Genomic DNA, 26,219 nt, shown 5'->3' with positions numbered 1-26,219 from the left:
TCAAAGGTTAACCGACAGGCAAACATCTGCTGCTAGCGCCGCTGCAATGGGACGCGTGTTTCATCATCTGCTGATTCTGCTGGCGGTCGCCGGCTTTGCCATATCGGCCGGGGCGACGCGCGCCGCCGAGGGAGCGGGTAAATGCATCCTCCCCTCGGACAAGGTTCTGACCGCAGAAGAAGCTGCTTCCGCACCGGACTGGCGCTGCAATACGGTCAAGGCCGATGCGCGCGGCAAGCATAGCTGGGTGCGCATCCCTGCGGAGGCAGTCTCTGCCGACGATCCCGTTCTTATCGGCGATGCCATGGCATCCGATGGCCTGCTATTGGCGCGGACACTGGCCGATGACAGCATGATGACGCGGGTCATCGATCCCGCGACTCTGGCGCAAAACTGGACCACGGGGACGCGGTTCGCGCTGCCACTCTCCGAATTCGACGGCAAAGGGCCGCTCTATGTGCGCGTGGACCGGCCTCTGGGGCCGGATGTCGCAGACAGTCTCAGGGTGGTTCCCGCCAAGGCGGCCGCGCTCGACCGGACGGGCTCGCTGGTACTCCTCGGCATCGTCATTGGCATGCTGCTGCTCACCGCCGTGGTGAGCGGCTTCATGACGCTGGCGCTGCGCCGCCGGTTCGCAGCCCTCCACTTCGCCTTTTCGCTGCTGCTGGCGGTCTATGTCGCAACTTCGGGATCGCTGGTCTTTCTGGTTGCCCCGGACCTTTCGCTGTGGGCGCGGTCGGTCGTATCCTATGCCGCCGTCGCCTGGGCCATCGCCCTGCTGGCCCCCTTTGCGCTCGCCTTTTTCGAACCCGAGATGCTGGGGCCGCGCATGCGCCGCCTGACCATCGCCTGCGGCTTGCTGGCATTCGCCGCGGGCTTCTTCCTGCCATTGGGGGCCCTGTTCGACGTCAGCCTGCGAACCGCCTACAATCTGTCCTTCATCCCCGGCGCGGTCGTCACACTGGTGGCGACGGGTCTGGCCTGGCATCGAGGCAGCGAGGCCGCGCGCGTTTTCGCGCTGGCGTGGAGCGTGCCGTTCCTGTTCGCGATCGAACGCCTGGCTCGCAATCTTGGCTTGTATTCGCTTCCGCCCATCGCCGATTTCGGTTTCTATCTTGCTCTCGCATTCGAGGCGGCGGCGCTGATGGCCGCGGTCGGATGGCGCGTGAATATGCTGCGCCGCGAGCGCGATGCAGCTCTGGCCGCCAGCACCGATCTCGCGCGCGAGGCGCGCTACGACGCGTTGACCGAACTCGGCAATCGGCGCGACTACGATGCGCGCGAATGGCAGGACGGCGAAATGCTCGGCCTGATCGACATCGATCGCTTCAAATCGGTCAACGACACTTATGGCCATGCGACGGGCGACTGCGTGCTCGAAGCGATCGGCGATTTGCTGCGGCGCGAAATGGCCGACGGTACGTTCGTAGGCGCCTGGCGCCTGGGCGGGGAGGAATTCGCGGTCGTTCTGCAGACAGACCACGTCGAACGCGCGGCGCTGGACCTCGACCGGGTACGTCGCGAAATTCCCTATGTGATCGACGCGCAGGTTCCCGGGCTCGACGACCCGGTAACGGCGAGTGTGGGCCTGGCGCAGGTCGATCCGGCAGACCCCGCCACGAGCTATCGCGAGGCCGACCTGCTGCTCTACAGCGCCAAGCGCGGCGGCCGTGACCGGCTGTGCTTCGATCGGCGGACTCCCGCGCCGGAACATCCGGACGCCGCCCCGCTCCTGCCGCTTCAGCTCAACCGGTCGCGGAAGGTCTCGTAACCGAACTCCTTCACCAGCTCGAGCTGGTCGGTTTCGCTGTCCCAGAGGTAGATCGCGGGAAGCTGGACGCCGTTGAAGGTGTTCGTCTTGACCATCGAATAATGCGCCTGGTCGAGAAAGGCGAAACGCTTGCCGACCTCCGCGCCGCCGGGAATCCGATAATCGCCGATCACGTCGCCGGCGAGGCAGGACGGGCCGCCGATGCGCACTTCCGGCGTCTCGTGGTCGACACTCTCGCCGAGCATGGCGGGGCGATAGGGCGCTTCGATCACGTCGGGCATGTGGCAGGTCGCCGAAATGTCCGCCACCGCCACGGGCAGTTCGTTGAAGCCCGTATCGAGTATCGTCCCGACGAGAATGCCCGCATCGAGTGCCACCGCCTCGCCCGGCTCGAGATAGATTTCCGCGCCCGTATCTTCCTTGGCATCGCGCAGGAACTCGACCAGCTCCTCGCGCTGATAATCGGCGCGGGTGATGTGGTGGCCGCCGCCCATATTGATCCATTTGAGCTGCCCGAACCACGGCTCGATCGCGTCGAACACCTTGTCCCATGTCGCATGGAGCGGCTCGAAATCCTGTTCGCACAGATTGTGGAAATGGATTCCGTCGACCTGCGCCATGATCTCGGGCGTCAGCTGATCGAGCGGAAAGCCGAGCCGGCTGCCGGGGCTCGACGGATCGTAACGCGGCACCTCGCCCGTGGCATGCATCGGATTGATACGCAGCCCGACGTCGAAATCCTGCCCCGCCGCCCTCGCCTGTTCGAGGATCAACGTGGCGCGTTCCAACTGGCCGGGCGAGTTGAAGATCACGTGGTCGGACAGGCGGCAAACCTCTTCCAGTTCTTCCGGCTTGTACGCCGCGGAGTAGGTCGCGATCTCGCCATCGTAGAATTCGCTCGCGAGCCGCGCTTCCCACAGGCCGGAGGTGCATACCCCGTCGAGATACTCGCCGATGATCGGCGCCGTCGACCACATGGAGAAGGCCTTGAGCGCGGCGAGCACCTTGATGTCCGCCTCGTCGCGGATATCCGCCAGCACCTGGCAATTGGCGCGCAGCTTCGCCGCATCCACCACAAAGGCGGGCGAGGATACGCGGTCGAGGCCGAACTGCGCAAAGGCTCCGGGATCGCCGGCTTTGGTTTCCATTATTCGTCTTCCGTATTCTGGGCCAGTTCGAAGGTCAGCACGCGGCTACCTTCGGGGTCGGCAAGATAGATTGTGCCGTCCGCGCCGATCGCAAGGTCATGCCCCTTGGTCGGACCTTCGCCACGCGCGTCGAGCACGCGTTCGATCGTCCCGCCGGGACGCCACACGCGAATGATCGCCCCCGCCCGGTCGGCCCTATCGCGACCCTCGACCGAGAGGAAATAGCCATTTCGCAGCGGCTTGACGGCATAGGGATGGCCGGGCGTATCGAAGGTGTCGATAAGTTCGCCATCCTCGCCGAATATCTTGATCCGCGCGTTTTCGCGGTCGGCGACATACACCTTGCCGTTGTTCACCGCCACCGAGTGCGGAATGGCAAGCCCTTCAGCACCGGAGCCTTCGCGGCCCCATTGGCGGACGAAATTTCCCTGCCTGTCGAACACGGCGATGCGCGAGTTCGCATAGCCATCGGCAACGAATACCTTGTCGCCCGAGAATGCGATGTCGGCTGGCCTGCCGAAATGGCCGGGAAGATCGTCCGATCCGCCACGTTTCCCGATAGCCATCTCGCGTTCGCCGTCATGCGAGAAGCGCAGCACTTGTTCGCGTTGTACGTCGGTAATCCAGACCTTGTCCGCCTCGTCGACCGAGAGTCCGTGTGGCATGACCGTTTCGCCCGCACCCCAGCTGGCAAGCAGCTTGCCGTCGCGGGCAAACATGAACACCACTGGCTCGGCGATCGGGTCGGACGGAAACGGTTCTTCCCACACACGGCCAGCACGCTGAAGCACGAAGATGTGGCCATGACTGTCGGTATCGACCGCACTCACTTCGCCCCAAGCAGTGCCGTCGGGAACCTGAGCCCAGTCGCCATTCACCTCGGCGCGCGGCGCATCTTCGGGCGCCGGCGCAGAAGAGCAGCCTGATAGGACGAGCGCCGCTGCAAGATAGCCGGTCAGAGCATGTTTCATCCTCACACGAAGACACGAAGATGTCATCGCTTCGGGATCTCGCCGCGATAATTGTTGGCGATGCGCCGCAGGCCCTCCTTGAAAGTGCCCTGTCCGAAATTCATGAGAAGCCCCAGCGGCAGGTTCATCAACCGCAGATAGGTGAGAACCTGTTTTCCATGTACCGGGATCAGTTTTTCGACCGATTTCAACTCGACGACAAGGCGCCCCTCCACGAGCAGTTCGATCTTGAACGCGTTGTCTACAACCACATCCTGATAGCGGAGGGGAACTGCTACTTGCCGTTCGACGCCGAACCCAGCTCGACGAAGCATTTCCGCCATCAATGCCTCGTAAGCGGTCTCGAGAAGTCCAGGTCCAAGATCACGATGAAGATGGTATCCGCAGTCGATCACGCGGCTGGCTAGGTGCTCAAGATCGTCTTCGCGGGGCATCTTCTTGTCTTCGTGTGAATCAAAGAGCGATCAGAAATCCACCGGCCCGTCCAGTTCCTTCACCTGCCACGGCAGGCCATGTCCGTTCAACATGTCCATGAAGGGATCGGGGTCCATCTCTTCCATGTTGAACACACCGTCTCCGCTCCACTTGCCGGTCACCATCATGGCGGAACCGATCATCGCGGGAACGCCGGTGGTATAGGAAACCGCCTGGTTGCCGGTCTCCTCGTATGCCGCCTCGTGCGAGCAGATGTTGTTGATGTAGAACGTCTTCTCGCCCCCCTTTTCACCATTTGGGCCGTCGAGCGCTTCGCCGGTCGCGATCACGCCGATATTGGTGTTGCCCTTGGTCGTTTCGCCCAGCGTTTCGGGCTTGGGCAGCACGGCGGCGAGGAACTGCAGCGGAATGATTTCCTGACCCTTGTACTTGATCGGATCGATCCGCGTCATGCCGACATTCTGTAGCACGGTCAGGTGCTTGATGTACTCGTCGCCGAAGGTCATCCAGAAGCGCGCGCGCTCCATTTCCGGGTTGAACTTGGCGAGGCTTTCCAGTTCCTCGTGATACATCATGTACATGTTCTTCGGCCCGACTTCCTCGAAGTCGAATTCGACACGCTTGGCCATTGCCGGGGTCTCGACGAACTGGCCGTTTTCCCAGTGACGCGCGGGCGCGGTCACTTCGCGGATGTTGATTTCCGGGTTGAAATTCGTGGCGAAGGCCTGGCCGTGATAGCCGCCATTGCAATCGAGAATGTCGAGCTGGCGGATGGTCTTGAGCTTGTGCTTCTTGAGCCACATGGTGAATACGCTGGTCACGCCCGGATCGAAGCCCGACCCCAGCAGCGCCATCAGGCCGGCTTCCTTGAAGCGATCATGATACGCCCATTGCCAGTGATATTCGAACTTGGCTTCGTCCTTGGGCTCGTAATTCGCGGTGTCGAGATAGGCGACACCCGCTTCGAGACAGGCATCCATGATCGGCAGGTCCTGATAGGGCAGGGCCAGATTGACGACCAGTTCCGGACCCAGCTTGCGGATCAGATTGACCATCGCCGGGACTTCCTCGGCGTCGATCCCGTAGGTGCTCACATCCACGCCCGTGCGTTCTTTCACCGAAGCGGCGATCGCATCGCACTTGCTCTTCGTCCGGCTCGCAAGATGGATTTCCGAAAAGATATCGGGGTTCATCGCCATCTTGTGGACGCAGACCGAGCTGACGCCGCCGGCACCGATCACGAGGACTGTCGACATGTGTATATTCTCCGAATTCGAATCTTGGCGGTCCCCTAGCGAAATGCACCAGCCGCGCCAATCGATCCGCCACTCTCGTTTCCTACTCCGGCGAAATTCGGCATAGGGCAGCGTATGACCACGCTCTTCTCCTCCCTCGCCCGCTGCCTTTGCCGCTCATCGAGGGCCCCGGACTTTTTCTCCCTTGTACAGTGTAACATGCGGTCCATGTGTTCCGCTGGAGCGACGAACCGATGAACGATCCGCGCATACCGACTCGCGATGGCGTGCTGGCGGCCGCCCGCTCGATCGCCGCGATCCTGCCGCCCACTCCGCTCCTGCCAATCGAGATCGGCGGCATCGGGTGCCATGTGAAGGCGGAGAGCCTGCAACCCGTCGGCGCGTTCAAGATTCGCGGCGGCTGGTGGCGGCTGTCCAATCTCAGCGAGGAAGAAAGATCGCGCGGGGTCGTCGCCGTATCTTCGGGTAATCACGCACAGGGCGTCGCATGGGCGGCGCGACGCCTCGGTATCGCCGCAACCATTGTCATGCCGCGCAATGCGCCGCGCGTGAAGCTGGAGGCTACACAAGCACTGGGCGCGGAAATCGTGCCGTACGACCGGCCCGGCGAAGACCGCGACGAGGTTGCCGCCAGGCTGATCGAGGAACGCGGCGCTGTGCTCGTCCATGCTTTCGGCGATCCTTGGGTGATCGAAGGACAGGGCAGCGCAGGGATCGAAGCAGCAGCGCAGCTGGCGCGCGCGCCATCGCGCCTCGTCGCCTGCTGCGGTGGCGGCGGGCTCGCGGCGGGATTGGCCCTCGCCTGCCCGGACAGCGCCATCCATATAGTCGAACCCGCCGGCTGGGACATGGTTGGCCAGTCGCTTGCGGCGGGGGAGATCGTGCGAGTGGGCGAAAACCCGCCAACCACCATCTGCGATGCGCTCCAGCCCGATGCCACCAAGCCGATCAATATGAGCGTGCTGCAGGGCCGTGCCGAGCCGGGCGTTGCCGTGACCGACGAGGAAGTACGCGCGGCGCAGCGCTTCGCCTTCGCCCGGCTCAACCTCGTCGCCGAACCCGGCGGGGCGGCGGCGCTGGCGGCCGTGCTGGCCGGCAAGGTGCCGGTGGACGAGGACACCGTCATCATGCTGACCGGCGGCAACACCGATGCCGGAAGCTATGCCGGAACGCTGCGCGGCTAGGCTGTGGAAACCGTCATACGAGCGACATGCGCGCGACCTAGGGACGAAGGCAGATCGTAACTTTCCGAAGGCTTGTGTTCATGGCGGTAGTGGCAAAACGGATCATCGACGACGCGGTGGTCCGCAAGGATGCGAAACCGGGCGAGAAGCTGCTCGACAGGGCATTCGCGCTGGCCTTCAAGGGGCTGGTCTACGCGCAAATCTGGGAAGATCCGGTCGTCGATATGGAAGGGCTGGAAATCGGCCCCGGCATGCGCGTGATGTGCATCGCCAGCGGCAGTTGCAATGCCCTCTCCTACCTCACTGCCGACCCGGCGGAAGTGGTGGCGGTCGATCTCAACCGCGCCCATGTCGCGCTGGGCAAGCTCAAGATCGCGGCGATCCGCAACCTGCCCAATTACGAACGCTTCCGCCGCTTCTTCGCCGAAGCCGATCACAAGGAAAACGGCGCCGTCTACAAGACAATGATCGCTCCGCATCTCGATCGGGAAAGCCGCAAATACTGGGAAAGCCGCGATCTCACGGGGCGCAAACGCATCGGCCACTTTACGCGCGGCATCTATCGCCAGGGGCTCCTGGGCGGGTTCATCGGCATCGCACACCTCGCCGCCAAGCTCTATCGCATCGACCTAGCGCGCGTGCTCGAAGCCGGATCGCTGGAAGACCAGCGCGCCGTGTTCGAAGCCGAGCTGGCACCGGTGTTCGACAAGAAGTTCGTCCGCTGGCTGACCGACCACCCGGCCTCGCTCTTCGGCCTCGGCATCCCGCCGGCGCAGTACAAGGCGCTGGCCGGGGACGAGAAGATGGCGGTGGTGCTCAAGCGCCGGCTCGAAAAGCTCGCCTGCGACTTCTCGGTGCAGGACAACTACTTCGCCTGGCAGGCCTTCGGGCGCGGTTACGACCGCTGCGCCGCTGCCCCGCTGCCGCCCTATCTGGAACGCCGTAACTGGGGCGCCATGCAGGCGCGGATCGACCGGCTCGACGTGCGCAACGCCAACATGGTCGACTATCTGCGCAGCAGCGATGCGCGCAGCCAAGATCGCTACGTGCTGCTCGACGCGCAGGACTGGATGGACGACCGCCAGCTCAACGAGCTGTGGGCGCAGATCATCCGCACCGCCCGCCCCGGCGCTCGCGTACTGTTCCGCACTGCCGCCGAACCGAGCCTGCTGCCGGGCCGGCTAAACGACGGCCTGCTCGAACGCTGGACCTATCACGCGGCCCGATCCGCCGAGCTGACGGCGCGTGACCGGTCGTCCATCTATGGCGGCGTGCACCTCTACGAGTTCGCTGGATGAGCGAGGTACAGGCGGCGAGCCACGCCGCGCTGATGGACGGGATCTACCGCGGCCAGCGGCACATCTACGACATTACCCGCAAGTACTACCTGTTCGGCCGCGATGGTCTGATCGAGCATTTGGACGCGCCAAGCGGGGCGACGGTTCTGGAAATCGCGTGCGGAACGGGGCGCAATCTCGCGGCGATCCGCCGGCGCTGGCCGGGAACGGTCGCACACGGCCTCGATATCAGCGAAGAGATGCTCAAGAGCGCGCGCGATACGCTGGGGCCCGGCGCGCGACTGGCTCAGGGCGACGCGTGCAGTTTCGATCCAGTCGCGACCTTCGGACGCGGATCGTTCGATCGCGTGGTGCTATCCTATTCGCTGTCGATGATCCCCGATTGGGAAGGCGCCCTTCAGCACGCCGCCCGCCTCCTCGCTCCGGGTGGATCGTTGCACGTCGTCGATTTCGGTCCGCTTGCTACCATGCCGGTACCTTTTGCCGAAGCACTGCGTAGCTGGCTCGCGCGGTTCCACGTCAGCCCGCGTGTCGAACTCCATGAGGCTACGCTGCGCGCCTGCGCCATCAACGCGCTCGATTGCGAATTCGAGACCGGCCCGTGGGACTACTTCCAGCGCGCCACCTTGCGACGCCCGCCCGGCTAGGTTGCAATTGACAATCTTCCGCGACATCCGCAGTCTCGAAACCACGGGTCGAAGGGGAGAATTCACAGATGCTAGCCCAAATGCTCGCGCCGGCGGCGGTGCTTGTCGCATGGTCGCTGATCGTATTGTTCTGGATGGCATTCACCCGTCTGCCGGCCTTGAACAAGGCGGGCGGGCTCGCCAATGCCAAGCCCGGCGGTCGCGGACAGGATCTCGAAGGCGTGATCGACGACCGGATTAACTGGAAGGCGCATAATTATGCGCATCTTATGGAACAGCCGACGCTGTTCTATGCCGCCAGCGTTATCATCGCGCTGCTCGGTGCGACTGCGCTCGATATCGTGTTCGCCTGGGCCTATGTCGCCCTGCGCATCGTTCATTCGATCTGGCAGGCGACGGTCAATATCGTTCGCATACGGTTCCTGCTGTTCCTCGTATCTACATTTGCGCTGATCTACCTCGCCTATCGCGCGCTGGTATTGGCGCTGTTTCACGACCCCGCCCTTGCGCCGGCCTGACGGAGATGAACTCGATGATCGAATCGCAAATCCTCCAACCCGTCATCGTGCTCATGGCATGGACGATGATCATGTGGATATGGATGTACGCCACCCGCATCCCGGCTATGTCGAAAGCCGGGATAGAAGGCACCAGGATGGTCGGATCGACGGGTGCCAGCCTGCGCGATAAGCTGCCGGACTCGGCCAACTGGAAGGCCGACAACTATAATCACCTGCATGAAGCGCCGACACTGTTCTACGCTGTCGCGCTATTGCTGGCGATGATCGGCTGGGGCGATGGAATGAACGCGCTGATCGCGTGGATCTATGTCGGCTTGCGGATCACTCACTCGCTCGTTCAGGCAACTGCGAATGTCGTGCTGGTGCGGTTCGTGCTGTTTGCCTTGTCGAGCTTCGCATTGATCGCTCTGATATTCCACGCGGCAATCGCAGTCTTCGACATCCATATGTAGCTGGCCCGCCGGTAATCGGCAGGCCCAACCGGCTCCCGGCGATAACCGGGCAGCTTGGCCTATTCCGCAGCTTCCTTGGCTGCATGTGCATGGCCGTCCGCGTCGATCTCGAGATTGGCAAGGAAGCGCTCGGCATCGAGCGCGGCCATGCAGCCCATGCCTGCAGCCGTGACCGCCTGGCGATAGACCTGATCGGTCACATCTCCCGCGGCAAACACGCCGGGAACCTCGGTTTTGGGCGAACCCGCTTCGGTCAACAAATAACCGCCCGCGTCCATCGGCAGCTTGCCCTTGAACAGTTCGGTAGCAGGCGCGTGGCCGATCGCCACAAAGGCGCCCTCGGTGGCGAATTCGCTCATCTCGCCCGTCACCGTATCACGCAGCTTCAGATGGCCGAGCGCTCCGGTCGGGCCTGCCTCGAAACTCTCGACCGTCTTGTTCCAGATCACACTGATCTTTGGGTGGTTGAGCAGGCGTTCCTGCAGGATCTTCTCGGCCCTGAGCTCATCGCGGCGGTGAATAAGCGTCACATCGTCCGAATGATTGGTGAGGTAGAGCGCCTCCTCGACCGCCGTATTGCCGCCCCCGATTACCGCGACCTTCTTGCCGCGATAGAAGAACCCGTCGCAAGTGGCACAGGCCGATACGCCCTTGCCGCCCAGCGCCTGCTCCCCCGGAACACCGAGCCACTTGGCCTGCGCCCCGGTCGCGATCACCAGCGCATCGGCAATGTATTCGTCGCCGCTATCCCCTACTGCCCTGAAGGGCGAGCCGTTCGATACATCGACATCGACGATCGTGTCCCACATCATCCGTGTGCCGACATGTTCGGCCTGCTTCTGCATCTGCTCCATCAACCAGGGCCCCTGGATGACATCGGCAAAGCCGGGGTAGTTCTCGACATCGGTGGTAATGGTCAGCTGGCCGCCCGGTTGCAGGCCCTGCACCACGATCGGCTCCATCATCGCGCGCGCGCCGTAAATGGCCGCAGAATAGCCGGCCGGGCCGGAGCCGATGATGAGCATCTTGGTGCGATGGGTAGCCATATCGTCAAATCCGTCAGTCTGAACAGGTGAAACGGCTATATGGGAACGGCCGGCGTCAGAGTCACGCCAAGAACCGTGCAATCAACGCATCGCGCAGTGCATCATCCACACCTATCGCTTTTTCGAGGTAACCGTCCAAGCTGCCATGGCGCGCAGTGGCTATCTCAAGATAGCGGTCGAGATATTCTTCGCGCACACCGAGCAGGTCGCGGGCGGCAATTTCATCGATTCTACGCCCAAGCCGCGCCTCGATGCCCGGGAGCGACTGACGTGCGAGGACCGCGTAGGTCGGGCTGTCATTGGTGCGCAGAAATTCGCGTCGCTGGTTCTCGACAGACACGCCCAGGATATGAAGCAGCATGGTCGCTGCCACCCCCGTGCGATCCTTGCCTGCATAACAATGGACCAGGCTAGCCCCATCGCGTTGGGCCAGAATATTGAGATAGCGCCCGAACATCTCGATCATCGCCGGGTTGTCTGCCATGCGCGTATAAACGGCCAACATGCGCCCACGCGCGAAGTCGGAGAAGCTGCTGTCCGGCCGGATGTCCATATGCGGAGGGCTGGAGGTCGTCTCACCCTCGTAGAAAACCACCGTCCCGTCGAAGCCCTGTACCCGGCGGCAAGGATTGGCCGCACGCTCGCTTTCGCCGCGCAAGTCGATCACCGTGCGGATACCCAGCGGCGCGATGGCAGCCAGATCAGCGTCGGTCGCATCGACATGATGCCCTGAGCGAAAGAGCACTCCAGTCCGCACGCTGCCGCCGTCTTGCGTGCTCCAGCCACCGTAATCGCGGAAATTGTGAATGCCCTGAGTGCCGAGGAATGCGTCGCGAATCATGTCACCGACCGTGGCAGCGCAGGATGACTTGCGCAATTCCACCCTATCCGAATGCTACGGACCAAAGAAAGTCGGGCGCCAATCTATCCATGCTTTCTGCCCCGTACCGGCGCAGATACAACACCCTAAGCCGGCTGCGACAGGTCGCGCAGGAAATCCGCTGTCCAGTTCTGGACGTTGTCGTCGCGCACCGTAACGACCATTTGCTCATACCGGCGCTTTCGCTCGGCAAGTGACATGTCGAGCGCAGTCTTTATGGCGTGGGCGATATCATCCGGGCTGTGCGGGTTGACCAGAACGGCATCCTGCAATTGCGCAGCAGCCCCCGCGAAGCGCGACAGGATCAGCACGCCCGGATCTTCGGGATCCTGTGCAGCGACATATTCCTTGGCGACGAGGTTCATCCCATCGCGGAGCGGCGTGACCAGCCCGATCTTCGAGCCTCGAAAAAAGCCGAACAGTTCCGCGTGGCTGTAGCCGCGGTTGACGTAGCGGATCGGAACCAGGTCCACTTCGCTACGCGCGCCGTTGATCTGGCCGCATTTACGCTCCAGTTCCTCGCGGATCGCCTGATAACTTTCGACATCTTCACGGCTGGGCGGCGCGATCTGGATAAAAACCAGATCCTTGATGCTTTCGGGGTTCCTGTCGAAAAAGCGCCCGATCCCATCGATCCGCTCGGGAATGCCCTTGGAATAGTCGAGGCGGTCGACTCCGATCATGGCCAGCCGCCGCCGGGTCGAACTCATCAACCGTTGCTGCGCCTGCCGTGCCTGGCCTGTTTGTCCCAACTTGGAGAATTGGTCCCAATCGATCCCGATAGGATAGGCGCGGGCGAAAGTAGTGCGGCCCTCGAAGCTGACCTGGCCGGTTGTCTCGTCCACTTCGGCACGCAATTCGTTCTCACAGTAGTGCAGAAAGCTGTCGAGCCACTCCTGCGTCTGGAAGCCGACGACGTCGTAATAGAGCAGCGTGCGCACCAGCCTTTCGTGATAGGGCAACGAAACGAACAGTCGCGTTGGCGGCCATGGTATGTGGAGGAAGAAGCCGATGCGGTTCTTGATTCCTCTGGACCGCAGCCGTTCGCCCAACGGTATCAAGTGATAATCGTGGATCCAAACAACATCGTCGGGTTCGATGAGTGGCGCGGACAGTTCGGCAAAGCGTTCGTTGACCCGCTCGTAGCCCTTGCCCGTCTCGCGCTCGTACTCGGCAAGATCGAGGCGATAGTGAAACAACGGCCACAGCGTCGAATTGGCGTAACCGGTGTAATACTCGTCGATATCGCGCTGCGAAAGATCGATCGTCGCCGTGGTCACGCCGTCATTGGTCTGGGTATCGATGTGACCGGTACGCCCGCTTTCGCTTTCCTGACCGGACCAGCCAAACCACAAACCCTTTCGGTCCTTCAGCGCCGCATGGAGTGCACCTGCCAACCCACCCTGCGCCCCCGCAGCCCCGCGCGCCTTTGGCACCGCAACGCGGTTCGATATGACGATAAGGCGAGGGTCTCCGCTCAGCGAACTTGGCTCCAGGGTTTGCTCAACAGGCCTGCACAGTTGATTATACCAACTAGCGAGTAGGTCTGGGGGAAGTTCCCCCATAATTCGCCGGTTTCGTAATCCAGATCCTCGCTCAGCATGCCGGACATGGTCGTGTGACTAAGCATCGAACAGAAAATCTCGCGCGCCTCTTCTCGCCGCCCAACAAGTCCCAACGCTTCGATCAGCCAGAAAGTACAGACATTGAACGCGGTTTCAGGCGCGCCGAAATCGTCTTCGGCAGCGTAGCGGAGCATGTGATTGCCACGGCGAAGGTCGCGCTCGACAGCGGCAAAGGTCTTCAGGAAGCGCTCGTCTTCCGGCTTGAGATACCGCAGTTCGACCATCTGCAGCAGACTCGCATCGAGATAGCCGTTTTCGAAGCTGGCGCCGTAGTGCTGTCCTTCTTCCTTCCAGGCCATTTTTTCTATTTTGGTTCGTATCGCGGAGGCCCTTTCCTGCCATAGGGAGACCCGATCGCCCTTGCCGAGCCGGGCGGCGACATTGGCAAGGCGGTCGCAGGCGGCCCAGCACATCACCGCGGAATAGGTGTGCACTTCCTGCCGCGTGCGGAATTCCCACAGGCCCGCATCAGGCTTGTCATGCTTGGCCCACGCCGCCTCGCCCACCTCTTCCAAATGTGCGAAATCGCGTTCGTCGGCCATGCGGAGCAGGCGGGTGTCGAAGAACGCCTGCGCCGTCGGCATAACGATCTGGCCATAGCAATCGTACTGTACCTGCTTGTAGGCGGCATTGCCGACGCGCACCGGGCCCATGCCGCGATAGCCGGCGAGATGTCCCGCCTCGAATTCGTGCAGTTCGTCCGCGCCCATGACCGAATAGAGCGGCTGGATCTGCCCACCGCGCGCCTGATCGACGATGTTGCGCAGATAGGCGAGATATTTCTCCAGCACATCCAGCGCACCGAGGCGGTTTAGCGCCTGAACCGTGTAGTAACTGTCGCGGATCCAGCAGTAGCGATAGTCCCAGTTGCGCTCGCTATTCGCCGCTTCCGGGATCGAGGTGGTGAGCGCAGCGACGATCGCCCCGGTTTCCTCGTGCTGGCACAGCTTGAGTGCGATCGCCGCGCGGATCACCTCTTCCTGCCATTCGAGCGGGATATGCAGCCCCCGCACCCAGTGCTGCCAGTACCGTGCCGTCATGGCTTCCATACGTCGCACTTCGCTGCGGATATTACCGACGAAGGGTTCGTCCGGACCAAGGAAGAAATGCTGATCGCTCTCGACACGGTAGCTGCGCCCTTCGAGCACATAGCCCACCGGCGCATCGGTCGACAGGCGCAGCGCCTGCGGGCCGATCAGATAGCGAATGTGGTTTGTACCATTGGTCGTTTCGGCGAACTTAGCACCGTACTCTTTCGTCGGTGCGAGGACGACGCGCATACGCGGCGCTCCGGCAACGGGCCGGACGATCCGGCCGTAGGCGACAGGTCGGTACATCCGGCCCGAGCTTTCGAAACGCGGCGCGAAATCGTTAATCTCGACGGCGCTGCCATCCTCGCTTTCGAGCCGGGTGATCACGATCGCCGTGTTGCGTTCGTAGCGTTGGGTCGCCTTCGTCTGGCCCTCCAATTCGAAGCGCCAGATACCTCGATCGCGCACGTCGCCGTTGAGCAGCGAGCAGAAAATCGGATCGCCATCGACGCGCGGAACGCAGCCCCAGACGATAGCGCCTTCGCGATCGACCAGGGCGCTGACCTGGCAATTGCCTATGGGTGAAAGCTCGAGATCGGCCTGCATCATATCTCCAACCAATGGTGCACTGCAGCAACGTTGTCGAGGTGGTATCGTGCCCGCTGGCTGGGGCGCTCGCCCACGGCAATGCCGAAACCGCCGTATTTTTCGGCGCCGGCAAAGCCATCCTCATCGGTTACGTCGTCGCCCACGAAAACGGGCATGGCACCGGCAAATGGCGACATTTTCATGAAGGCTTCGACCGCGCCAGCTTTGGTCGCACCCGGCTGGACAAGTTCGACCACCCCTTTGCCTTTGGTGACGCTGAGGCCACGCGACCCGGCGAAATCACTGGCAAAGGCCAGCGCAGCTTCCTGCTTTTCAGGCTGCCCCCGAAAATGCAACGCGCCGCCATGGGCCTTGGCCTCGTAAAAAAGACCATTCTCTTCGGCGTATGCCCGGAGTTCGGCGATCGCCCCGTCGGCCAGCCCACGCGGTTCTTCGCCAAGACGCGTTCCATCGCCGAGCAAGCGCGAGGCACCGTGCGATCCTGCACGGCAAATCCCGACCTCTCCCAAATGCGCCGCCAGGTCGTCCAGCGCTCGGCCGCTGACCAGTGCAAGTCTGCCGCCGAGCCGGTCGCCCAATATTTGCAGGTGTTCCGGCAGTCCGTCCGGAACGTGGATATCGCCCGGACGTGGCGCGATTTCTATCAATGTGCCGTCGAAGTCGAGAAACAGCGCGATGGGTTTCTGCGCAAGCAGATCGCCAAGCGGCAGCGGGGCGGGGAGCAGGGTCGTACCGTCCATCACATCCAGCCCTAGCGGCTAGGCGCGCTTGGTCAAACGCCGGATTTTACGAAATCATATCCTCGGCGCGGGGAACGAGGATCAAAGTGTTGTCCTCAACCCGCCACGAACCAAGGCGAGCAAGCACGTTCATGCCGATGACGTTGAAGTCGCCAAAATTCTCAGCGATCGCAGCATCCGTGCCGCTGGCACTGACATTTCCGAAGGTGAGGCTGTCGATAGTCGCGACATGGGCTTGTACGGTGCCGTTGGCGGTACCCAGCATGATCGGGATTCCGCCCCGCCGCGGCTCGAGCCCGGCCCGCTGCGCCAGCGGGGCTGAAATCGCGGTCAGAGTGGCGCCGGTATCGATCATGAAGTTTCCGGGCGCGCCGTTGACTTCGGCGCGAACCCAGAAATGGCCATCGGCCGAGAGCGGAATGCGCGTCTCACCACCCGCCACGACCTGTTCGGGCAAGCCGATCTGCGGGACTGCCACATCGAAGCGAGGATCGAAACGGGAGAGCTGCAGCACGACGGTCAGCAGAATCAACCCGAGCGCCAGCGAACTCACCATGCGCAACCAACCACCGAGCATGGAACGTTTGGCGATCATCGCACCGAACCATCCAAGGACCATTGCCGCAACGGCCGCGATCAGCAGCTCGGAGCGCGGAATGGCACGCAATGTATCGGCTATGGCGCTGAAGACGGGCTCTAATTCCATGTCATCCATATAGGAACACGGCCGTGACGCGTCCATGAATAGAGCGGCCAATCACGGCGCGTCACGCTGCTCCGTAGCGCGGGCAAGAATAACCGAGAACCGTTTCTCATGATCGAGCCATCTCTTCACAGGTGTCCAGCCGCCGGCAAGCAATAGCAGGTTGGCGCTTCGACGAGTGAATTTGTGGCTGTTTTCGGTATGGATAGTCTCGCCCGACCGCATTGAGAATTCTTCTCCGGACACGGCAAAGGCAATGTCGCGCGTGGCGACAAGATGCATCTCTACCCGGGCGAGTTTGTCGTTCCAGATTGCCTTGTGTTCCAGCGATTCAGCCGGAATCGTTCCGCCAAGTTCACGATTGATCCGCGCCACGAGGTTCATGTTGAACGCCCCCGTCACACCTTCGGCATCGGCGTAGGCAGCCTGCAGCACCCGGTGATCCTTGACCATATCCATGCCGATCAGCAGCAGCGGGCTCTCGCCGTCATCCGCGCCAAGCGTCGCGCGCATCGAGCGCAGCAGGTCTACGGCAGTACGCGGAACCATGTTGCCGATTGTCGACCCAGGGAAAAAGCCCAGCTTCTTCAATGGTTCGACTTCTTGAGGCAGGCCGACCCGGCGCATGAAATCGGCCTCTACCGGATATACCGGAAGATCGGGAAAATTCTTGGCTAGCGCGGCCGCGCTCATGCGGAGGAAATCGCCCGATATGTCGAGTGGAACGTAAGCGGCCGGGTCGATCGCTTTAAGCAGCAGCGGAGTCTTGACCGAACTGCCCGAGCCGAATTCGACCACCGCCCTTCCCGGCCCGACCAGTTCCGCAAACGCGTCGCTCCTCGCTTCCAGGATCTCGGTTTCGGCACGGGTGGGATAGTACTCGTCGAGCTGCGTGATCCGCTCGAACAGGCGCGAACCTTCTTCGTCATAAAACCAGCGCGCGGGAACGGCCTTCTGCCGCTGGCGCAATCCCTTGAGGACGTCGGCGCGGAAAGCGCGGTCGACGCCATCCTCGTCCAGATCGACAAGTGCAATGCCGCTATTCGTATTCATCAGATATCCTTTGCCAGCCTGATGCCGGTAAATTGCCAGCGCTGGTGCGGGTAGAAGAAGTTGCGGTAGCTTGCCCGCGAATGACCGCGCGCCGTCGCGCAGCTGGCGCCCTTGAGGACGAACTGACCGCTCATGAACTTGCCATTATACTCGCCCACCGCGCCGGCGGCGGGCTGGAAGCGCGGATAGGGCAAATAGGCCGACCGGGTAAACTGCCAGCAATCGCCAAACAGCCCTTCGCTTCCGACAGGCAAGGGCGGCGCGGCTTCGTCCAACTGATTTCCGTCGTGCGCATCATGGGCCGGCAACGTGCCTTCCTGGCCGCGTGCGATGGCTTCCCATTCGAACTCGGTCGGCAGGCGCATGCCAGCCCAGCTAGCGAAGGCGTCTGCCTCGAAATAGGAGATGTGCGTCACCGGTGCATCTGGATCGCGGCCCTGCCAGCCGGAATGCGTGAATTGTTCGCCGTCGCGCCAATAAAGCGGCGCACGAACGCCATTTTCGCGAGCCCAGGCCCAACCATCGGATAGCCACAGCGTCGCAGTGTCGTAACCTCCGTCGGCAATGAACTCGTCCCACTCGCGATTGGTGACGAGCCGCGACGACAGAGCGAAAGGCTCAAGCAGGACGCGGTGCACCGGCCCTTCATTGTCGAAGGAGAACCCATCCGATTGATGGCCGATCCGAGCCACCCCCCCCGGATGTGCATACCAATCGCCATCGCTACACTGGCTCTTGCTACCCGGTCCGTCCCACATGGCCACACCCAGCGGATTCTGGAACAGCGCATGCTTGATGTCGGTGAGGAGCAGTTCCTGGTGTTGCTGTTCGTGGCTCAATCCCAATTCGATCAACGGGGTGAGATCTTCGCGATCGAGCAGCGGACCCATCGCTGCGTCGACATGCGCGCGCCATTCCAGAATATCGCCGAGCTTCGGACGCGAGAGCATTCCGCGCGCGAACCGCGCTATCCTTTCGCCCTCGGTTTCGTAGTAGGAATTGAATATGAAGGGCCAATCAGCATCGTAAAGCGCATAGTCCTGCGCATTGTCGCGCAGCAAAAAGGTTTCCCAGAACCACGTGGTATGCGCGAGGTGCCATTTGGCCGGGCTCGCATCTTCCATAGACTGGATCGTCGCGTCGGCATCGGAAAGAGGCGCGACAAGGGCTTCGCTCAACCCCCTGACGGCGGCATAGCGCGCCGCGAGAGCTTCCCCGAGCGTCCGGAGCGATTTCGGCTGGGCATGGGGCATCGTCTGTCCCCCCTTACGTTGCGGCGGCCAGGAAATGGCAACCACCTCCAATAATGGCGCATATCGATGACCGTTTAAAGGCCCGGGGCGAAAAACCCTGCCCGAACAATCGAGTAAAGCATATCGCTTGCACAATCCGGCGCGTGCCGAACAGTTCCGGCCGGCAAGCGCGGCTTAGGCCGCGTCGGCGCGGCGAACGGCCTGCTCCTCGTTGAGCATCTCGGCAATCAGGAACGCCAGCTCGAGCGATTGCGCAGCGTTCAGGCGCGGGTCGCAATGCGTGTGATAGCGATCGCCCAAAGCGTCGTCGGTGATCGCGACCGCGCCGCCGACACATTCGGTCACATCCTGCCCGGTCATTTCCACATGGATGCCGCCGGGATGCGTGCCTTCGGCGCGATGTACGGCGAAGAAGCCCTTCACTTCGGTCAGGATGCGGTCGAACGGCCGCGTCTTGTAGCCACTATCCGACTTGACGACATTGCCATGCATCGGGTCGCAGCTCCACACCACGGGGTGCCCTTCGGCTTTCACCGCGCGGACGAGGCGCGGCAGGCCATCTTCCACCTTGTCGTGACCGAACCGGCTGATCAGGACGATCCGCCCCGGCTCGCGCGCGGGATTGAGCGTCTCGAGCAGCTTGAGCAGCGCATCGGTTTCAAGGCTCGGCCCGCATTTCATGCCCAGCGGATTGCCGATGCCGCGGCAGAATTCGACATGTGCACTGTTCTCGAACCGAGTCCGGTCGCCGATCCAGACCATATGCGCCGAACAATCGTACCAATCGCCCGTCAGGCTGTCGCGCCGCGTCAGCGCCTGTTCGTAAGGCAACAGCAGCGCCTCGTGGCTGGTGTAGAAACTGGTGCGCTGCAATTGCGGCAGCACTTGCGGATCGACCCCGCAGGCCTCCATGAAGTCGAGCGCCTCGCCGATCCGGTCGGCAATGTCGGAGAACTTGTCCGCCCAAGGGCTGCGCCCCATGAAGTCCAACGTCCACTGATGGACCTGGCGCAGATTGGCATAGCCGCCCGTCGCGAAAGCGCGCAGCAGGTTCAGCGTCGCGGCAGCCTGCGAATAAGCGCGAACCATCCGCTGGGGATCGTTCGTCCGGGCGGCCTCTTCGAACTCGATACCGTTGATGTTGTCGCCGAAATAGCTCGGCAGGGTCACCGACCCTTGCGTCTCCGTGTCGGAACTGCGCGGCTTGGCGAACTGGCCCGCCATGCGCCCCACCTTGACCACCGGCTTCTTGCTGGCGAAGGTCATGACGACCGCCATCTGCAGCAGCACCCGGAATGTGTCGCGGATATTGTTCGGGTGGAATTCGGCGAAACTTTCGGCGCAGTCGCCGCCCTGCAGCAGGAAAGCGCGGCCTTCCGCAACCTCGGCAAGATCGGCCTTCAGCGCGCGCGCTTCGCCCGCGAAAACAAGCGGTGGATGCGTTGCGAGCGTGGTGGTCGCATCCGCGAGAGCTGCTGCATCGGGATAGGTCGGCAAATGCCGTGCCTTGAACCCTTGCCAGCTATCGGGTGCCCAATTGGTAGCCATTGTCTCTTCCGTTTACGACGCGGGAATAGGCGCCTCTATACCAGTCTGTAGCAGACGAGTGGACATCATGTCGCAAGCAGCATTTGCTTGGCCAGCTTAAAAAGCCGATTGCAGTGGCCGGATCAGCTTCCCGCGGCGGCTTCTCCCGCACTGGTCGCTGTCGCCACTTCCTGACCCTGCGGGATCACCGCCAGCCGCCACCCTTCGCGCGAGCCGAAATATTTCTGTGCCAACGCCTGCAACTCGGCAGGCGGAACCTGCGTGTAATCGGCCAGCAGGTAGCGTAGCATTTCGATCCGGCGAGCGTCGACCGTCGATCCTTCTAGCTGGTAGAGCCAGAACAGGTTCCCGGTCGAGGCCCGGCTGACATATTGCCGCAGCGGTTCGACCACCCGGTTGTACTCGTCTTCACCCACCGGCTCGGTTGCCAGTTCCTTGGCGATCCGTTCGGCTTCCGCGAAGAACACCGGCACGTCTTCCGGGCGCAACTGGGCAAGTGCGGCAATCCGGCCGCCGCTGTTGACGTCGCTCGGCCAGTCGGACCGCACTACGGGTGAATAGCTGGCGCCGGCATGCTCCCGCATCGCATCCATCAGGCGGTTGTTGAACACGGATGCGAGCACTTCGAGATGGCGTGATTCACGCAGATTCTCGACCCCAGCGCCACTCGGCCAAGCAACTACTGCTGCAGCCTGATTGGTATCGCCCCGGTGATAGCTCACTACGGTTTCGCCTGCTTCCGGGAAATCCACTCCGCGGTCGAGCACATCGGCCGGAGCAGCGTCGCGCTGCGGCAAAGCACCGAAAGTCTTGCGCAGCGTTTCGATCGTTGCCGCCTTGTCGAATTCGCCGAATACCAGCACCTCGACCGGACCCTGTTTCAGCAGGGGCTCCCAAACGTCACGGAACTCTTCTGGTGTAGCTTCATCCAGCATTTCGGGCGTCGGCGTCCGGAACCGCGGATCGCTATCGCGGAGCAAAAACTCCAGATCGCGCTGCAGGATGCCGCCCGGGTTCGCCGCATAGCTTTCATACGCCAGCTTGCTTGCTGCTTTGGCCCGGATTACGGGATTGGGGTCCCAACCCGGCATCGCAAGCTTGGCAGCGAACAGATAGAGCTGTTCATCGAGATCAGCTTCTCGGGTCTGCGCGTAGAAGGTGAAGGCACCATCGCCGGTTTCGAAGTCGAACCCGAACTTGCGGCCGGTCGACAATCGATCGAGCTCTTCTTGCCCAAGTTCGCCGATTCCGGAACCAATCAAAGCCGCATAGCCGAGATTGGCATAGACCGCATCGTCAGGCTTAAGCGCACGATAGCCCGCGCCAAACCGCACCTTGACAGAAACACGACCGGGCTCGGCATCGTTGGCCCAGAGGATCGCTTTCACTCCATTGGCGAACTCGACCTTTTCTATATCGAGCACTCCGATGGGACCCTGCGCGGCAATCTCGCCCGGCTCGCCGACGGGCGGAAGCTCGTCGAACGATATGGCCTTGGCGGCGATCCGGGCATCGGCATTGGCGTCCACGGTTTCCCGGAGCGCCGAGCGAATGGCCTGCTCGCTCGCTTCATCCTGGGCAGGAGTGACGTAGGCGGAACGGATCACATCCCCGGAAAACAGCGCGCGCGTATGCTCCAATACAAGCTCTGGAGTGATCGTCTCCTTCATCGAGTTGAAGACGGTAAGAACGGTTTCCGGGGCAGCCACTGCCTCGCGAATATCGACGGCATTGACGATATCGTCGGCCAGTTTCGGCCCGGGCAGCACTCGACGCTGTTCCACCTGGCTGGTGAAGACGATTTCGAACTCGGCAAGCTCGCGATCGATTTCCTCCTGCGACGGGGGCGTTGCCAGAGCGTCGGCAATCACGCCGCGAATATCGTCGAGCGCCGCCTGCCAATCACCGGTCAACGGCGCGAAATTGACGAAGGTCATATCGGCAGAACGGCTGACATCGTCCTGCGAAACCTGCGCATAGAGATAGCTGCCGCCAGCACGTGCCCGCGCTTCGAGCCGTCTGTTGATCAGCGCTTGGGCCAGCGCATCGCGCAACAGACCTTCATTATAGGCGATCGTGTCCTGCACCGGACGCCAGGGACGCATGATGGCGTAGGTGAACGACCGTGGCAGGTCGGGTTCGACAATGACGCCGATCTCTCCGACGGGATTGTCCGCGTCGGTTCCGGCGGGCGCCACTGGATCACCGAAATCGGGCGCGGGCACCAGCGGGCCTGCGCCCTGCCAGTCGCCGAACCATTTCTCGATCTCGGCTGCCAGCCGCATCGGGTCCATATCGCCGGCCGCCACGACGACCACGTTCTCGGGACGATACCAGCGATTGTAGAAGGCGCTTACACTCTTTCCCGTTGCGGCGCGGAGTGACTCTTCCGTTCCGATCGGCACGCGGTCGGCCAGGCGCTGTCCGGAGAACAGGATTTCGCGACTGGTATTGCCGGCTCGCTCGGCAGCGCCGCTACGCTCCCGCTTTTCGGCGAGTACGATCGGCAGTTCGGCCTTCACATTGGCGTCCGAAAGAACGGGGCTACGTACCATACCGGACAAGAGCTTCATGCTTTCGGTCAGCTTGGTCTCGTCGGTATTTGGCAGGTCTAGCTTGAAGACCGTTTCTGTCGGGCTCGTATGCGCATTGGTATCGCTGCCGAAGGTTGCGCCGAGCCGTTGCCATGTCGGAATAGCCTCGCCAACCTTCAGATACTGGCTTTCGCGGAACAGCAGGTGTTCCAGCAAGTGGGCGTAGCCGCGCTCGGAATCCTCTTCATGCAGCGATCCGGCGTCGATGCGGACGCGAACCGAAACCTGATCGGGCGGGACCCCATTGTTGCGCACCGCATATCGTAGCCCGTTGGGCAGTTCGCCGAAGGTCCATTCCTCGTCGCGCGGGACATCGCTGCCCTCGTAAATCCACGGCGTGCCTTCGGCAGGAGTCACGTATTGCGGCGCGGGGGCGGTCGGCTCCTGCGCGAGGATAGGCTGCGGGACAAGCAGCGCGGCGGGAAGGAAAAACGCGAGACGCCGGACGGCGCGCGGGAAATGAGTCATGGCTCGCATATAGGGGGGCGGCTCGTGAAGGCTAGGTGAATGTTCGAAGGACAAGCGTTCCTTCCTTGCTCTAGGTTCCCGCGGTTCCTACATCGCGGGCATGTTCATTGAGACCGAAACCACGCCGAACCCGGCGAGCCTGAAATTCCTTCCCGGCCAAGAAGTCATGGGACAGGGCACGCGCGAATTCGCTACGCCGGAAGCGGCAGAGGCCAGTCCGCTGGCGCAGACGATCTTCGACACCGGCGAAGTGGTGAACGTGTTCTTCGGCGGCGACTTCGTGACCGTCACTGCCGCACCGGGCGTCAACTGGACCGACTTGAAGCCGCAGGTTCTGGCCATTCTGCTCGATCATTTCGTGGCGCAGGCTCCGCTTTTCGTACCCGGCAGTGCCGGCGGCATTGCCGTTCCGCCCGAAGAGGATGGCATGCTGGTCGAGGAGCGGGACGAAGATGCCGACATCATCGCGCAAATCAACGAACTGCTCGAAACTCGCGTGCGTCCGGCAGTGGCCGGCGATGGCGGCGACATCCAGTATCGCGGTTATCGCGATGGTGTGGTGCATCTGCAGATGCAAGGCGCGTGTTCGGGCTGCCCGTCTTCAACGGCCACGCTCAAGCACGGTATCGAAGGCTTGCTGAAACATTACGTGCCCGAGGTTGTCGAAGTCCGCGCAGCCTGACTTTCCAGCCCATCACCGGGAGTTTCCATGACCAAGCAGTTCCATAACACCGTGCTGTCCGACGATACGCTCGACCAGATATTTCGCGAGGCACGCAGCTATAATGGCTGGCTGGACAAACCGGTCAGCGACGATCAAATTCACGCGATCTACGAACTCATGAAGATGGGGCCGACCTCCGCCAATATGCAGCCTGCGCGGATAGTCTGGGTCAAATCGGAAGACGCCAAGGACAAGCTCGCCTCGCTCGCCTCGGAGGGCAACCGGGCCAAAATCAAGGCGGCACCGGTCACGGCCATCATCGGCTATGACATCGATTTCCACGAAGAATTACCCTGGCTGTTCCCGCACACCGACGCGAAGAGCTGGTTCGATGGAGACGAGGACGGGCGCAAGGAAGGCGCCTTTCGCAATTCCTCGCTGCAAGGCGCCTATCTGATGATGGCCGTTCGCGCGGTGGGGCTCGATTGCGGCCCGATGTCCGGTTTCGACAACGCTGCGGTCGACAAGGCATTCTTCGCCAACGAGCCACGTCATCGCAGCAATTTTATCTGCTCTATCGGTTACGGCGATCCTGCGAGCATCTTCGATCGCAGCCCGCGGCCCGATTTCGACAAGTTCAACCATATCGCCTGACTTGCGGCCCCGCCCTTGCTGGGGCAGTGGGCACTGATGCGCATACTGGCCATAGAGACGGCAACCGAGGCCTGTTCGGTCGCCCTGTTCGACGATGGCGGCCTGCGCGACGCTAGGCACGAAGTGCTCGGGCGTGGTCACGCAGAACGGCTGGTGCCGATGATCGCCGAACTGCCCGACAAAGGCCGCGCAGACGAAATCCGCGTCTCGCTCGGACCCGGAAGTTTTACCGGGGTACGAATTGGTCTCGCGGTGGCACGGGCACTGGGCATAGCCTGGCACGGGCGGGTACTCGGTTACCCAACCCTGGCGCTCGTGGCCGCAATGGCGGGAAGAACAAGCAAACAGGCGATAACCGTTTGCATGACGGGCGGCCACGGCGAATGGTTTCTGCAGGATTTCGGGCCGGACGGTATGCCAGCAAGCGCGTTGACCACTCTGCCACCCGATCTCGCTGCGAAGCGCGGCTCGCGCGAAATCCTCGTCGGCTCCAGGGCAGAAGAACTCGGAACGATGACACACACCATACCAGCCGATATTCGGTTGCCGGATGCACGCTACGTTCCGGACGTACCGGATGAATTGCTGACTGGTAGGCTAGCTCCGCTCTACGGTCGCCCACCCGATGCGAAATTGCCCGGACAATGACCGAACTGGACCAGTTGATGGCGGTGATGGAAGCAGCCTTCGACCCTCACTGGCGAGAAGCATGGACACGTCGGCAGGTGGAGAACTCGCTCGCCACGCCCCATACCTATGCAATTCTGATCGACGAGCATGGCCGGGCACTTGACGACGGGGCTGCTGCGGGTGGCTTCGTTCTCGCGCGGCGTGCTCCCGGGGAAGAGGAACTTCTTCTCATCGCCGTCAGACCGGAGATGCGCCACAGAGGTCTTGGGCGTATCCTCATCGATCGCTTCTCAGCCATGGCGCGGGATGCCGGAGCGGAGCGAATTTTTCTCGAAATGCGCGCCAACAACCCCGCCGAACGCCTTTACCGCGGATGCGGCTTCGAGCCGATCGGTCGGCGCGCGAACTATTATCGCACGCTGGACGGCACCGCCATCGATGCCATCACCTTTGCGCGAAAGTTGTAGGAACGCGACAAAAATAACAGTGTACAACAATTGTTGCATATTCTTGTCGATTTTATACAATGCTGTTCAGGGCACAAAAAACGTGAATGATCTCCCTAACCGTAAAAAGGGAAAGTAATGGAAGAATTCGAAACCGACATGAACGAGACGCTTATCACCCTCACCTCGGACATTGTCGCAGCGCATGTCAGCAACAATAGTGTTTCAGTAGACGAAGTCCCCACGCTTATATCTAACGTCTATTCGGCGTTGTCCGGCCTTGGTGGTGAAGCCGCCGCTAATGAAGCGCCGCCCGAACCTGCAGTGCCAATTCGTTCGTCGGTGAAGAGGGACTACATCGTTTGCCTGGAAGACGGCAAAAAGATGAAAATGCTAAAGCGTCACCTGAAGACTGCCTATGACATGACGCCCGATGAATATCGGGCACGCTGGAACTTGCCGTCGGATTACCCGATGGTTGCCCCCAGCTATGCCGAAAAGCGCCGCGAACTGGCGGTAAAGATCGGGCTGGGCCGCAAGCCTGGCCAGAAACGCGGTCGTAAAAAGAAGGCTGCTTAAGCCCTTCGGTTCG

25 protein-coding genes are annotated in these 26,219 nt (G+C 62.0%); 11 read left to right on the top strand and 14 right to left on the bottom strand.

The window, feature by feature from the left end; translation table 11 throughout:
• The first annotated feature begins 46 nt into the window (after window positions 1-46).
• Entirely contained in the window at window positions 47-1,771 is a 1,725-nt protein-coding gene (locus K3174_RS08655; RefSeq protein WP_221557858.1) for a GGDEF domain-containing protein, read from the top strand.
• Here K3174_RS08655 and K3174_RS08650 read toward each other — a convergent pair.
• From K3174_RS08650 to K3174_RS08635, 4 genes are read right to left on the bottom strand one after another with little or no spacing between them, the layout of a single operon-like run.
• Window positions 1,741-2,919 carry a carboxynorspermidine decarboxylase gene (locus K3174_RS08650; RefSeq protein WP_221557857.1) on the bottom strand — a complete coding sequence of 393 codons (1,179 nt, stop codon included), beginning with the start codon at window positions 2,917-2,919 and terminating at the stop codon, window positions 1,741-1,743. The two genes, K3174_RS08655 and K3174_RS08650, sit on opposite strands and share 31 nt — an antisense overlap.
• Window positions 2,919-3,890, bottom strand: a complete 972-nt coding sequence (locus tag K3174_RS08645) for a peptidyl-alpha-hydroxyglycine alpha-amidating lyase family protein (protein ID WP_221557856.1) — start codon at window positions 3,888-3,890, stop codon at window positions 2,919-2,921. The genes K3174_RS08650 and K3174_RS08645 overlap by 1 nt, the downstream gene beginning before the upstream one ends.
• A gap of 23 nt (window positions 3,891-3,913) precedes the next feature.
• Entirely contained in the window at window positions 3,914-4,324 is a 411-nt protein-coding gene (locus K3174_RS08640; RefSeq protein ID WP_221557855.1) for a GxxExxY protein, read from the bottom strand.
• Between the two features lie 30 nt (window positions 4,325-4,354).
• Window positions 4,355-5,581: a saccharopine dehydrogenase family protein gene (locus K3174_RS08635; protein WP_221557854.1), complete on the bottom strand. Its 1,227-nt coding sequence runs from the start codon at window positions 5,579-5,581 to the stop codon at window positions 4,355-4,357.
• A gap of 233 nt (window positions 5,582-5,814) precedes the next feature.
• Here K3174_RS08635 and K3174_RS08630 point away from each other — a divergent pair, with 233 nt between their 5' ends.
• The 5 genes from K3174_RS08630 (at window position 5,815) to K3174_RS08610 (ending at window position 9,683) form a co-directional block, all read left to right on the top strand.
• Window positions 5,815-6,765 carry a threonine ammonia-lyase gene (locus K3174_RS08630; protein WP_221557853.1) on the top strand — a complete coding sequence of 317 codons (951 nt, stop codon included), beginning with the start codon at window positions 5,815-5,817 and terminating at the stop codon, window positions 6,763-6,765.
• Window positions 6,766-6,845: 80 nt separating this feature from the next.
• Window positions 6,846-8,063 carry a BtaA family protein gene (locus K3174_RS08625; protein WP_221557852.1) on the top strand — a complete coding sequence of 406 codons (1,218 nt, stop codon included), beginning with the start codon at window positions 6,846-6,848 and terminating at the stop codon, window positions 8,061-8,063.
• The gene (locus tag K3174_RS08620; RefSeq protein ID WP_247712016.1) at window positions 8,060-8,710 is read left to right on the top strand and encodes a class I SAM-dependent methyltransferase; all 651 of its coding nucleotides are present in this window, start codon (window positions 8,060-8,062) and stop codon (window positions 8,708-8,710) included. Before K3174_RS08625 ends, K3174_RS08620 begins: the two co-directional genes overlap by 4 nt.
• 68 nt (window positions 8,711-8,778) lie before the next feature.
• Window positions 8,779-9,228, top strand: coding sequence for an MAPEG family protein (locus K3174_RS08615; RefSeq protein ID WP_221557851.1), 450 nt, complete (start codon window positions 8,779-8,781; stop codon window positions 9,226-9,228).
• A gap of 14 nt (window positions 9,229-9,242) precedes the next feature.
• Entirely contained in the window at window positions 9,243-9,683 is a 441-nt protein-coding gene (locus tag K3174_RS08610) for an MAPEG family protein (protein WP_221557850.1), read from the top strand.
• Window positions 9,684-9,742: 59 nt separating this feature from the next.
• Here K3174_RS08610 and trxB read toward each other — a convergent pair whose 3' ends face one another.
• From trxB to K3174_RS08560, 10 genes are all read right to left on the bottom strand, one after another.
• Window positions 9,743-10,729: a thioredoxin-disulfide reductase gene (gene trxB, locus K3174_RS08605; RefSeq protein ID WP_221557849.1), complete on the bottom strand. Its 987-nt coding sequence runs from the start codon at window positions 10,727-10,729 to the stop codon at window positions 9,743-9,745.
• Between the two features lie 61 nt (window positions 10,730-10,790).
• Entirely contained in the window at window positions 10,791-11,570 is a 780-nt protein-coding gene (locus K3174_RS08600) for a tyrosine-protein phosphatase (RefSeq protein WP_221557848.1), read from the bottom strand.
• A 125-nt stretch (window positions 11,571-11,695) separates the two neighbouring features.
• Complete coding sequence (locus tag K3174_RS08595; RefSeq protein ID WP_247712041.1) at window positions 11,696-13,090, bottom strand: alpha,alpha-trehalose-phosphate synthase (UDP-forming); 1,395 nt, start codon at window positions 13,088-13,090, stop codon at window positions 11,696-11,698.
• The gene (locus K3174_RS08590; protein ID WP_221557846.1) at window positions 13,087-14,874 is read right to left on the bottom strand and encodes a glycoside hydrolase family 15 protein; all 1,788 of its coding nucleotides are present in this window, start codon (window positions 14,872-14,874) and stop codon (window positions 13,087-13,089) included. Before K3174_RS08590 ends, K3174_RS08595 begins: the two co-directional genes overlap by 4 nt.
• Window positions 14,871-15,614 carry a trehalose-phosphatase gene (gene otsB, locus K3174_RS08585; protein WP_221557845.1) on the bottom strand — a complete coding sequence of 248 codons (744 nt, stop codon included), beginning with the start codon at window positions 15,612-15,614 and terminating at the stop codon, window positions 14,871-14,873. The genes K3174_RS08590 and otsB overlap by 4 nt, the downstream gene beginning before the upstream one ends.
• A 46-nt stretch (window positions 15,615-15,660) precedes the next feature.
• The gene (locus K3174_RS08580) at window positions 15,661-16,320 is read right to left on the bottom strand and encodes a retropepsin-like aspartic protease family protein (protein ID WP_221557844.1); all 660 of its coding nucleotides are present in this window, start codon (window positions 16,318-16,320) and stop codon (window positions 15,661-15,663) included.
• 51 nt (window positions 16,321-16,371) lie between these two features.
• Entirely contained in the window at window positions 16,372-17,370 is a 999-nt protein-coding gene (gene egtD / locus K3174_RS08575; RefSeq protein WP_221557843.1) for an L-histidine N(alpha)-methyltransferase, read from the bottom strand.
• Window positions 17,370-18,623: an ergothioneine biosynthesis protein EgtB gene (gene egtB / locus K3174_RS08570; protein ID WP_221557842.1), complete on the bottom strand. Its 1,254-nt coding sequence runs from the start codon at window positions 18,621-18,623 to the stop codon at window positions 17,370-17,372. The genes egtD and egtB overlap by 1 nt, the downstream gene beginning before the upstream one ends.
• A 174-nt stretch (window positions 18,624-18,797) precedes the next feature.
• The gene (locus tag K3174_RS08565) at window positions 18,798-20,171 is read right to left on the bottom strand and encodes a class II 3-deoxy-7-phosphoheptulonate synthase (protein WP_221557841.1); all 1,374 of its coding nucleotides are present in this window, start codon (window positions 20,169-20,171) and stop codon (window positions 18,798-18,800) included.
• A 122-nt stretch (window positions 20,172-20,293) separates the two neighbouring features.
• Window positions 20,294-23,233: a M16 family metallopeptidase gene (locus tag K3174_RS08560; protein WP_221557840.1), complete on the bottom strand. Its 2,940-nt coding sequence runs from the start codon at window positions 23,231-23,233 to the stop codon at window positions 20,294-20,296.
• A gap of 100 nt (window positions 23,234-23,333) precedes the next feature.
• Between K3174_RS08560 and K3174_RS08555 the strand changes: the two genes are divergently transcribed.
• From K3174_RS08555 to K3174_RS08535, 5 genes are all read left to right on the top strand, one after another.
• Complete coding sequence (locus tag K3174_RS08555) at window positions 23,334-23,915, top strand: NifU family protein (protein ID WP_221557839.1); 582 nt, start codon at window positions 23,334-23,336, stop codon at window positions 23,913-23,915.
• A gap of 27 nt (window positions 23,916-23,942) precedes the next feature.
• Window positions 23,943-24,551: a malonic semialdehyde reductase gene (locus K3174_RS08550; protein WP_221557838.1), complete on the top strand. Its 609-nt coding sequence runs from the start codon at window positions 23,943-23,945 to the stop codon at window positions 24,549-24,551.
• 36 nt (window positions 24,552-24,587) lie between these two features.
• Window positions 24,588-25,199 carry a tRNA (adenosine(37)-N6)-threonylcarbamoyltransferase complex dimerization subunit type 1 TsaB gene (gene tsaB, locus K3174_RS08545; protein WP_221557837.1) on the top strand — a complete coding sequence of 204 codons (612 nt, stop codon included), beginning with the start codon at window positions 24,588-24,590 and terminating at the stop codon, window positions 25,197-25,199.
• Window positions 25,196-25,648: a GNAT family N-acetyltransferase gene (locus K3174_RS08540; protein WP_247712015.1), complete on the top strand. Its 453-nt coding sequence runs from the start codon at window positions 25,196-25,198 to the stop codon at window positions 25,646-25,648. Before tsaB ends, K3174_RS08540 begins: the two co-directional genes overlap by 4 nt.
• 117 nt (window positions 25,649-25,765) lie before the next feature.
• Complete coding sequence (locus K3174_RS08535) at window positions 25,766-26,206, top strand: Ros/MucR family transcriptional regulator (RefSeq protein WP_221557836.1); 441 nt, start codon at window positions 25,766-25,768, stop codon at window positions 26,204-26,206.
• The last annotated feature ends 13 nt before the right edge of the window (window positions 26,207-26,219 follow it).

Source organism: Qipengyuania qiaonensis (genome assembly GCF_019711515.1).
In the GTDB taxonomy this organism is placed as follows: Bacteria; Pseudomonadota; Alphaproteobacteria; order Sphingomonadales; family Sphingomonadaceae; genus Qipengyuania; species Qipengyuania qiaonensis.
The sequence above is the reverse complement of the archived record's forward strand: the minus strand, read 5'-3'. Positions and strand labels throughout refer to the sequence as shown.

Coding starts and splice junctions, on each gene's coding strand:
- K3174_RS08640 (WP_221557855.1), bottom strand. CDS start 4,324: ATGCCCCGCGAAGACGATCTTGAGCACCTAGCCAGCCGCGTGATCGAC.
- K3174_RS08580 (WP_221557844.1), bottom strand. CDS start 16,320: ATGGAATTAGAGCCCGTCTTCAGCGCCATAGCCGATACATTGCGTGCC.
- K3174_RS08540 (WP_247712015.1), top strand. CDS start 25,196: ATGACCGAACTGGACCAGTTGATGGCGGTGATGGAAGCAGCCTTCGAC.
- K3174_RS08635 (WP_221557854.1), bottom strand. CDS start 5,581: ATGTCGACAGTCCTCGTGATCGGTGCCGGCGGCGTCAGCTCGGTCTGC.
- egtB (WP_221557842.1), bottom strand. CDS start 18,623: ATGCCCCATGCCCAGCCGAAATCGCTCCGGACGCTCGGGGAAGCTCTC.
- K3174_RS08650 (WP_221557857.1), bottom strand. CDS start 2,919: ATGGAAACCAAAGCCGGCGATCCCGGAGCCTTTGCGCAGTTCGGCCTC.
- trxB (WP_221557849.1), bottom strand. CDS start 10,729: ATGGCTACCCATCGCACCAAGATGCTCATCATCGGCTCCGGCCCGGCC.
- tsaB (WP_221557837.1), top strand. CDS start 24,588: ATGCGCATACTGGCCATAGAGACGGCAACCGAGGCCTGTTCGGTCGCC.
- egtD (WP_221557843.1), bottom strand. CDS start 17,370: ATGAATACGAATAGCGGCATTGCACTTGTCGATCTGGACGAGGATGGC.
- K3174_RS08565 (WP_221557841.1), bottom strand. CDS start 20,171: ATGGCTACCAATTGGGCACCCGATAGCTGGCAAGGGTTCAAGGCACGG.
- K3174_RS08645 (WP_221557856.1), bottom strand. CDS start 3,890: ATGAAACATGCTCTGACCGGCTATCTTGCAGCGGCGCTCGTCCTATCA.
- K3174_RS08560 (WP_221557840.1), bottom strand. CDS start 23,233: ATGACTCATTTCCCGCGCGCCGTCCGGCGTCTCGCGTTTTTCCTTCCC.
- K3174_RS08655 (WP_221557858.1), top strand. CDS start 47: ATGGGACGCGTGTTTCATCATCTGCTGATTCTGCTGGCGGTCGCCGGC.
- K3174_RS08625 (WP_221557852.1), top strand. CDS start 6,846: ATGGCGGTAGTGGCAAAACGGATCATCGACGACGCGGTGGTCCGCAAG.
- otsB (WP_221557845.1), bottom strand. CDS start 15,614: ATGGACGGTACGACCCTGCTCCCCGCCCCGCTGCCGCTTGGCGATCTG.
- K3174_RS08550 (WP_221557838.1), top strand. CDS start 23,943: ATGACCAAGCAGTTCCATAACACCGTGCTGTCCGACGATACGCTCGAC.
- K3174_RS08590 (WP_221557846.1), bottom strand. CDS start 14,874: ATGATGCAGGCCGATCTCGAGCTTTCACCCATAGGCAATTGCCAGGTC.
- K3174_RS08615 (WP_221557851.1), top strand. CDS start 8,779: ATGCTAGCCCAAATGCTCGCGCCGGCGGCGGTGCTTGTCGCATGGTCG.
- K3174_RS08535 (WP_221557836.1), top strand. CDS start 25,766: ATGGAAGAATTCGAAACCGACATGAACGAGACGCTTATCACCCTCACC.
- K3174_RS08630 (WP_221557853.1), top strand. CDS start 5,815: ATGAACGATCCGCGCATACCGACTCGCGATGGCGTGCTGGCGGCCGCC.
- K3174_RS08555 (WP_221557839.1), top strand. CDS start 23,334: ATGTTCATTGAGACCGAAACCACGCCGAACCCGGCGAGCCTGAAATTC.
- K3174_RS08620 (WP_247712016.1), top strand. CDS start 8,060: ATGAGCGAGGTACAGGCGGCGAGCCACGCCGCGCTGATGGACGGGATC.
- K3174_RS08600 (WP_221557848.1), bottom strand. CDS start 11,570: ATGATTCGCGACGCATTCCTCGGCACTCAGGGCATTCACAATTTCCGC.
- K3174_RS08610 (WP_221557850.1), top strand. CDS start 9,243: ATGATCGAATCGCAAATCCTCCAACCCGTCATCGTGCTCATGGCATGG.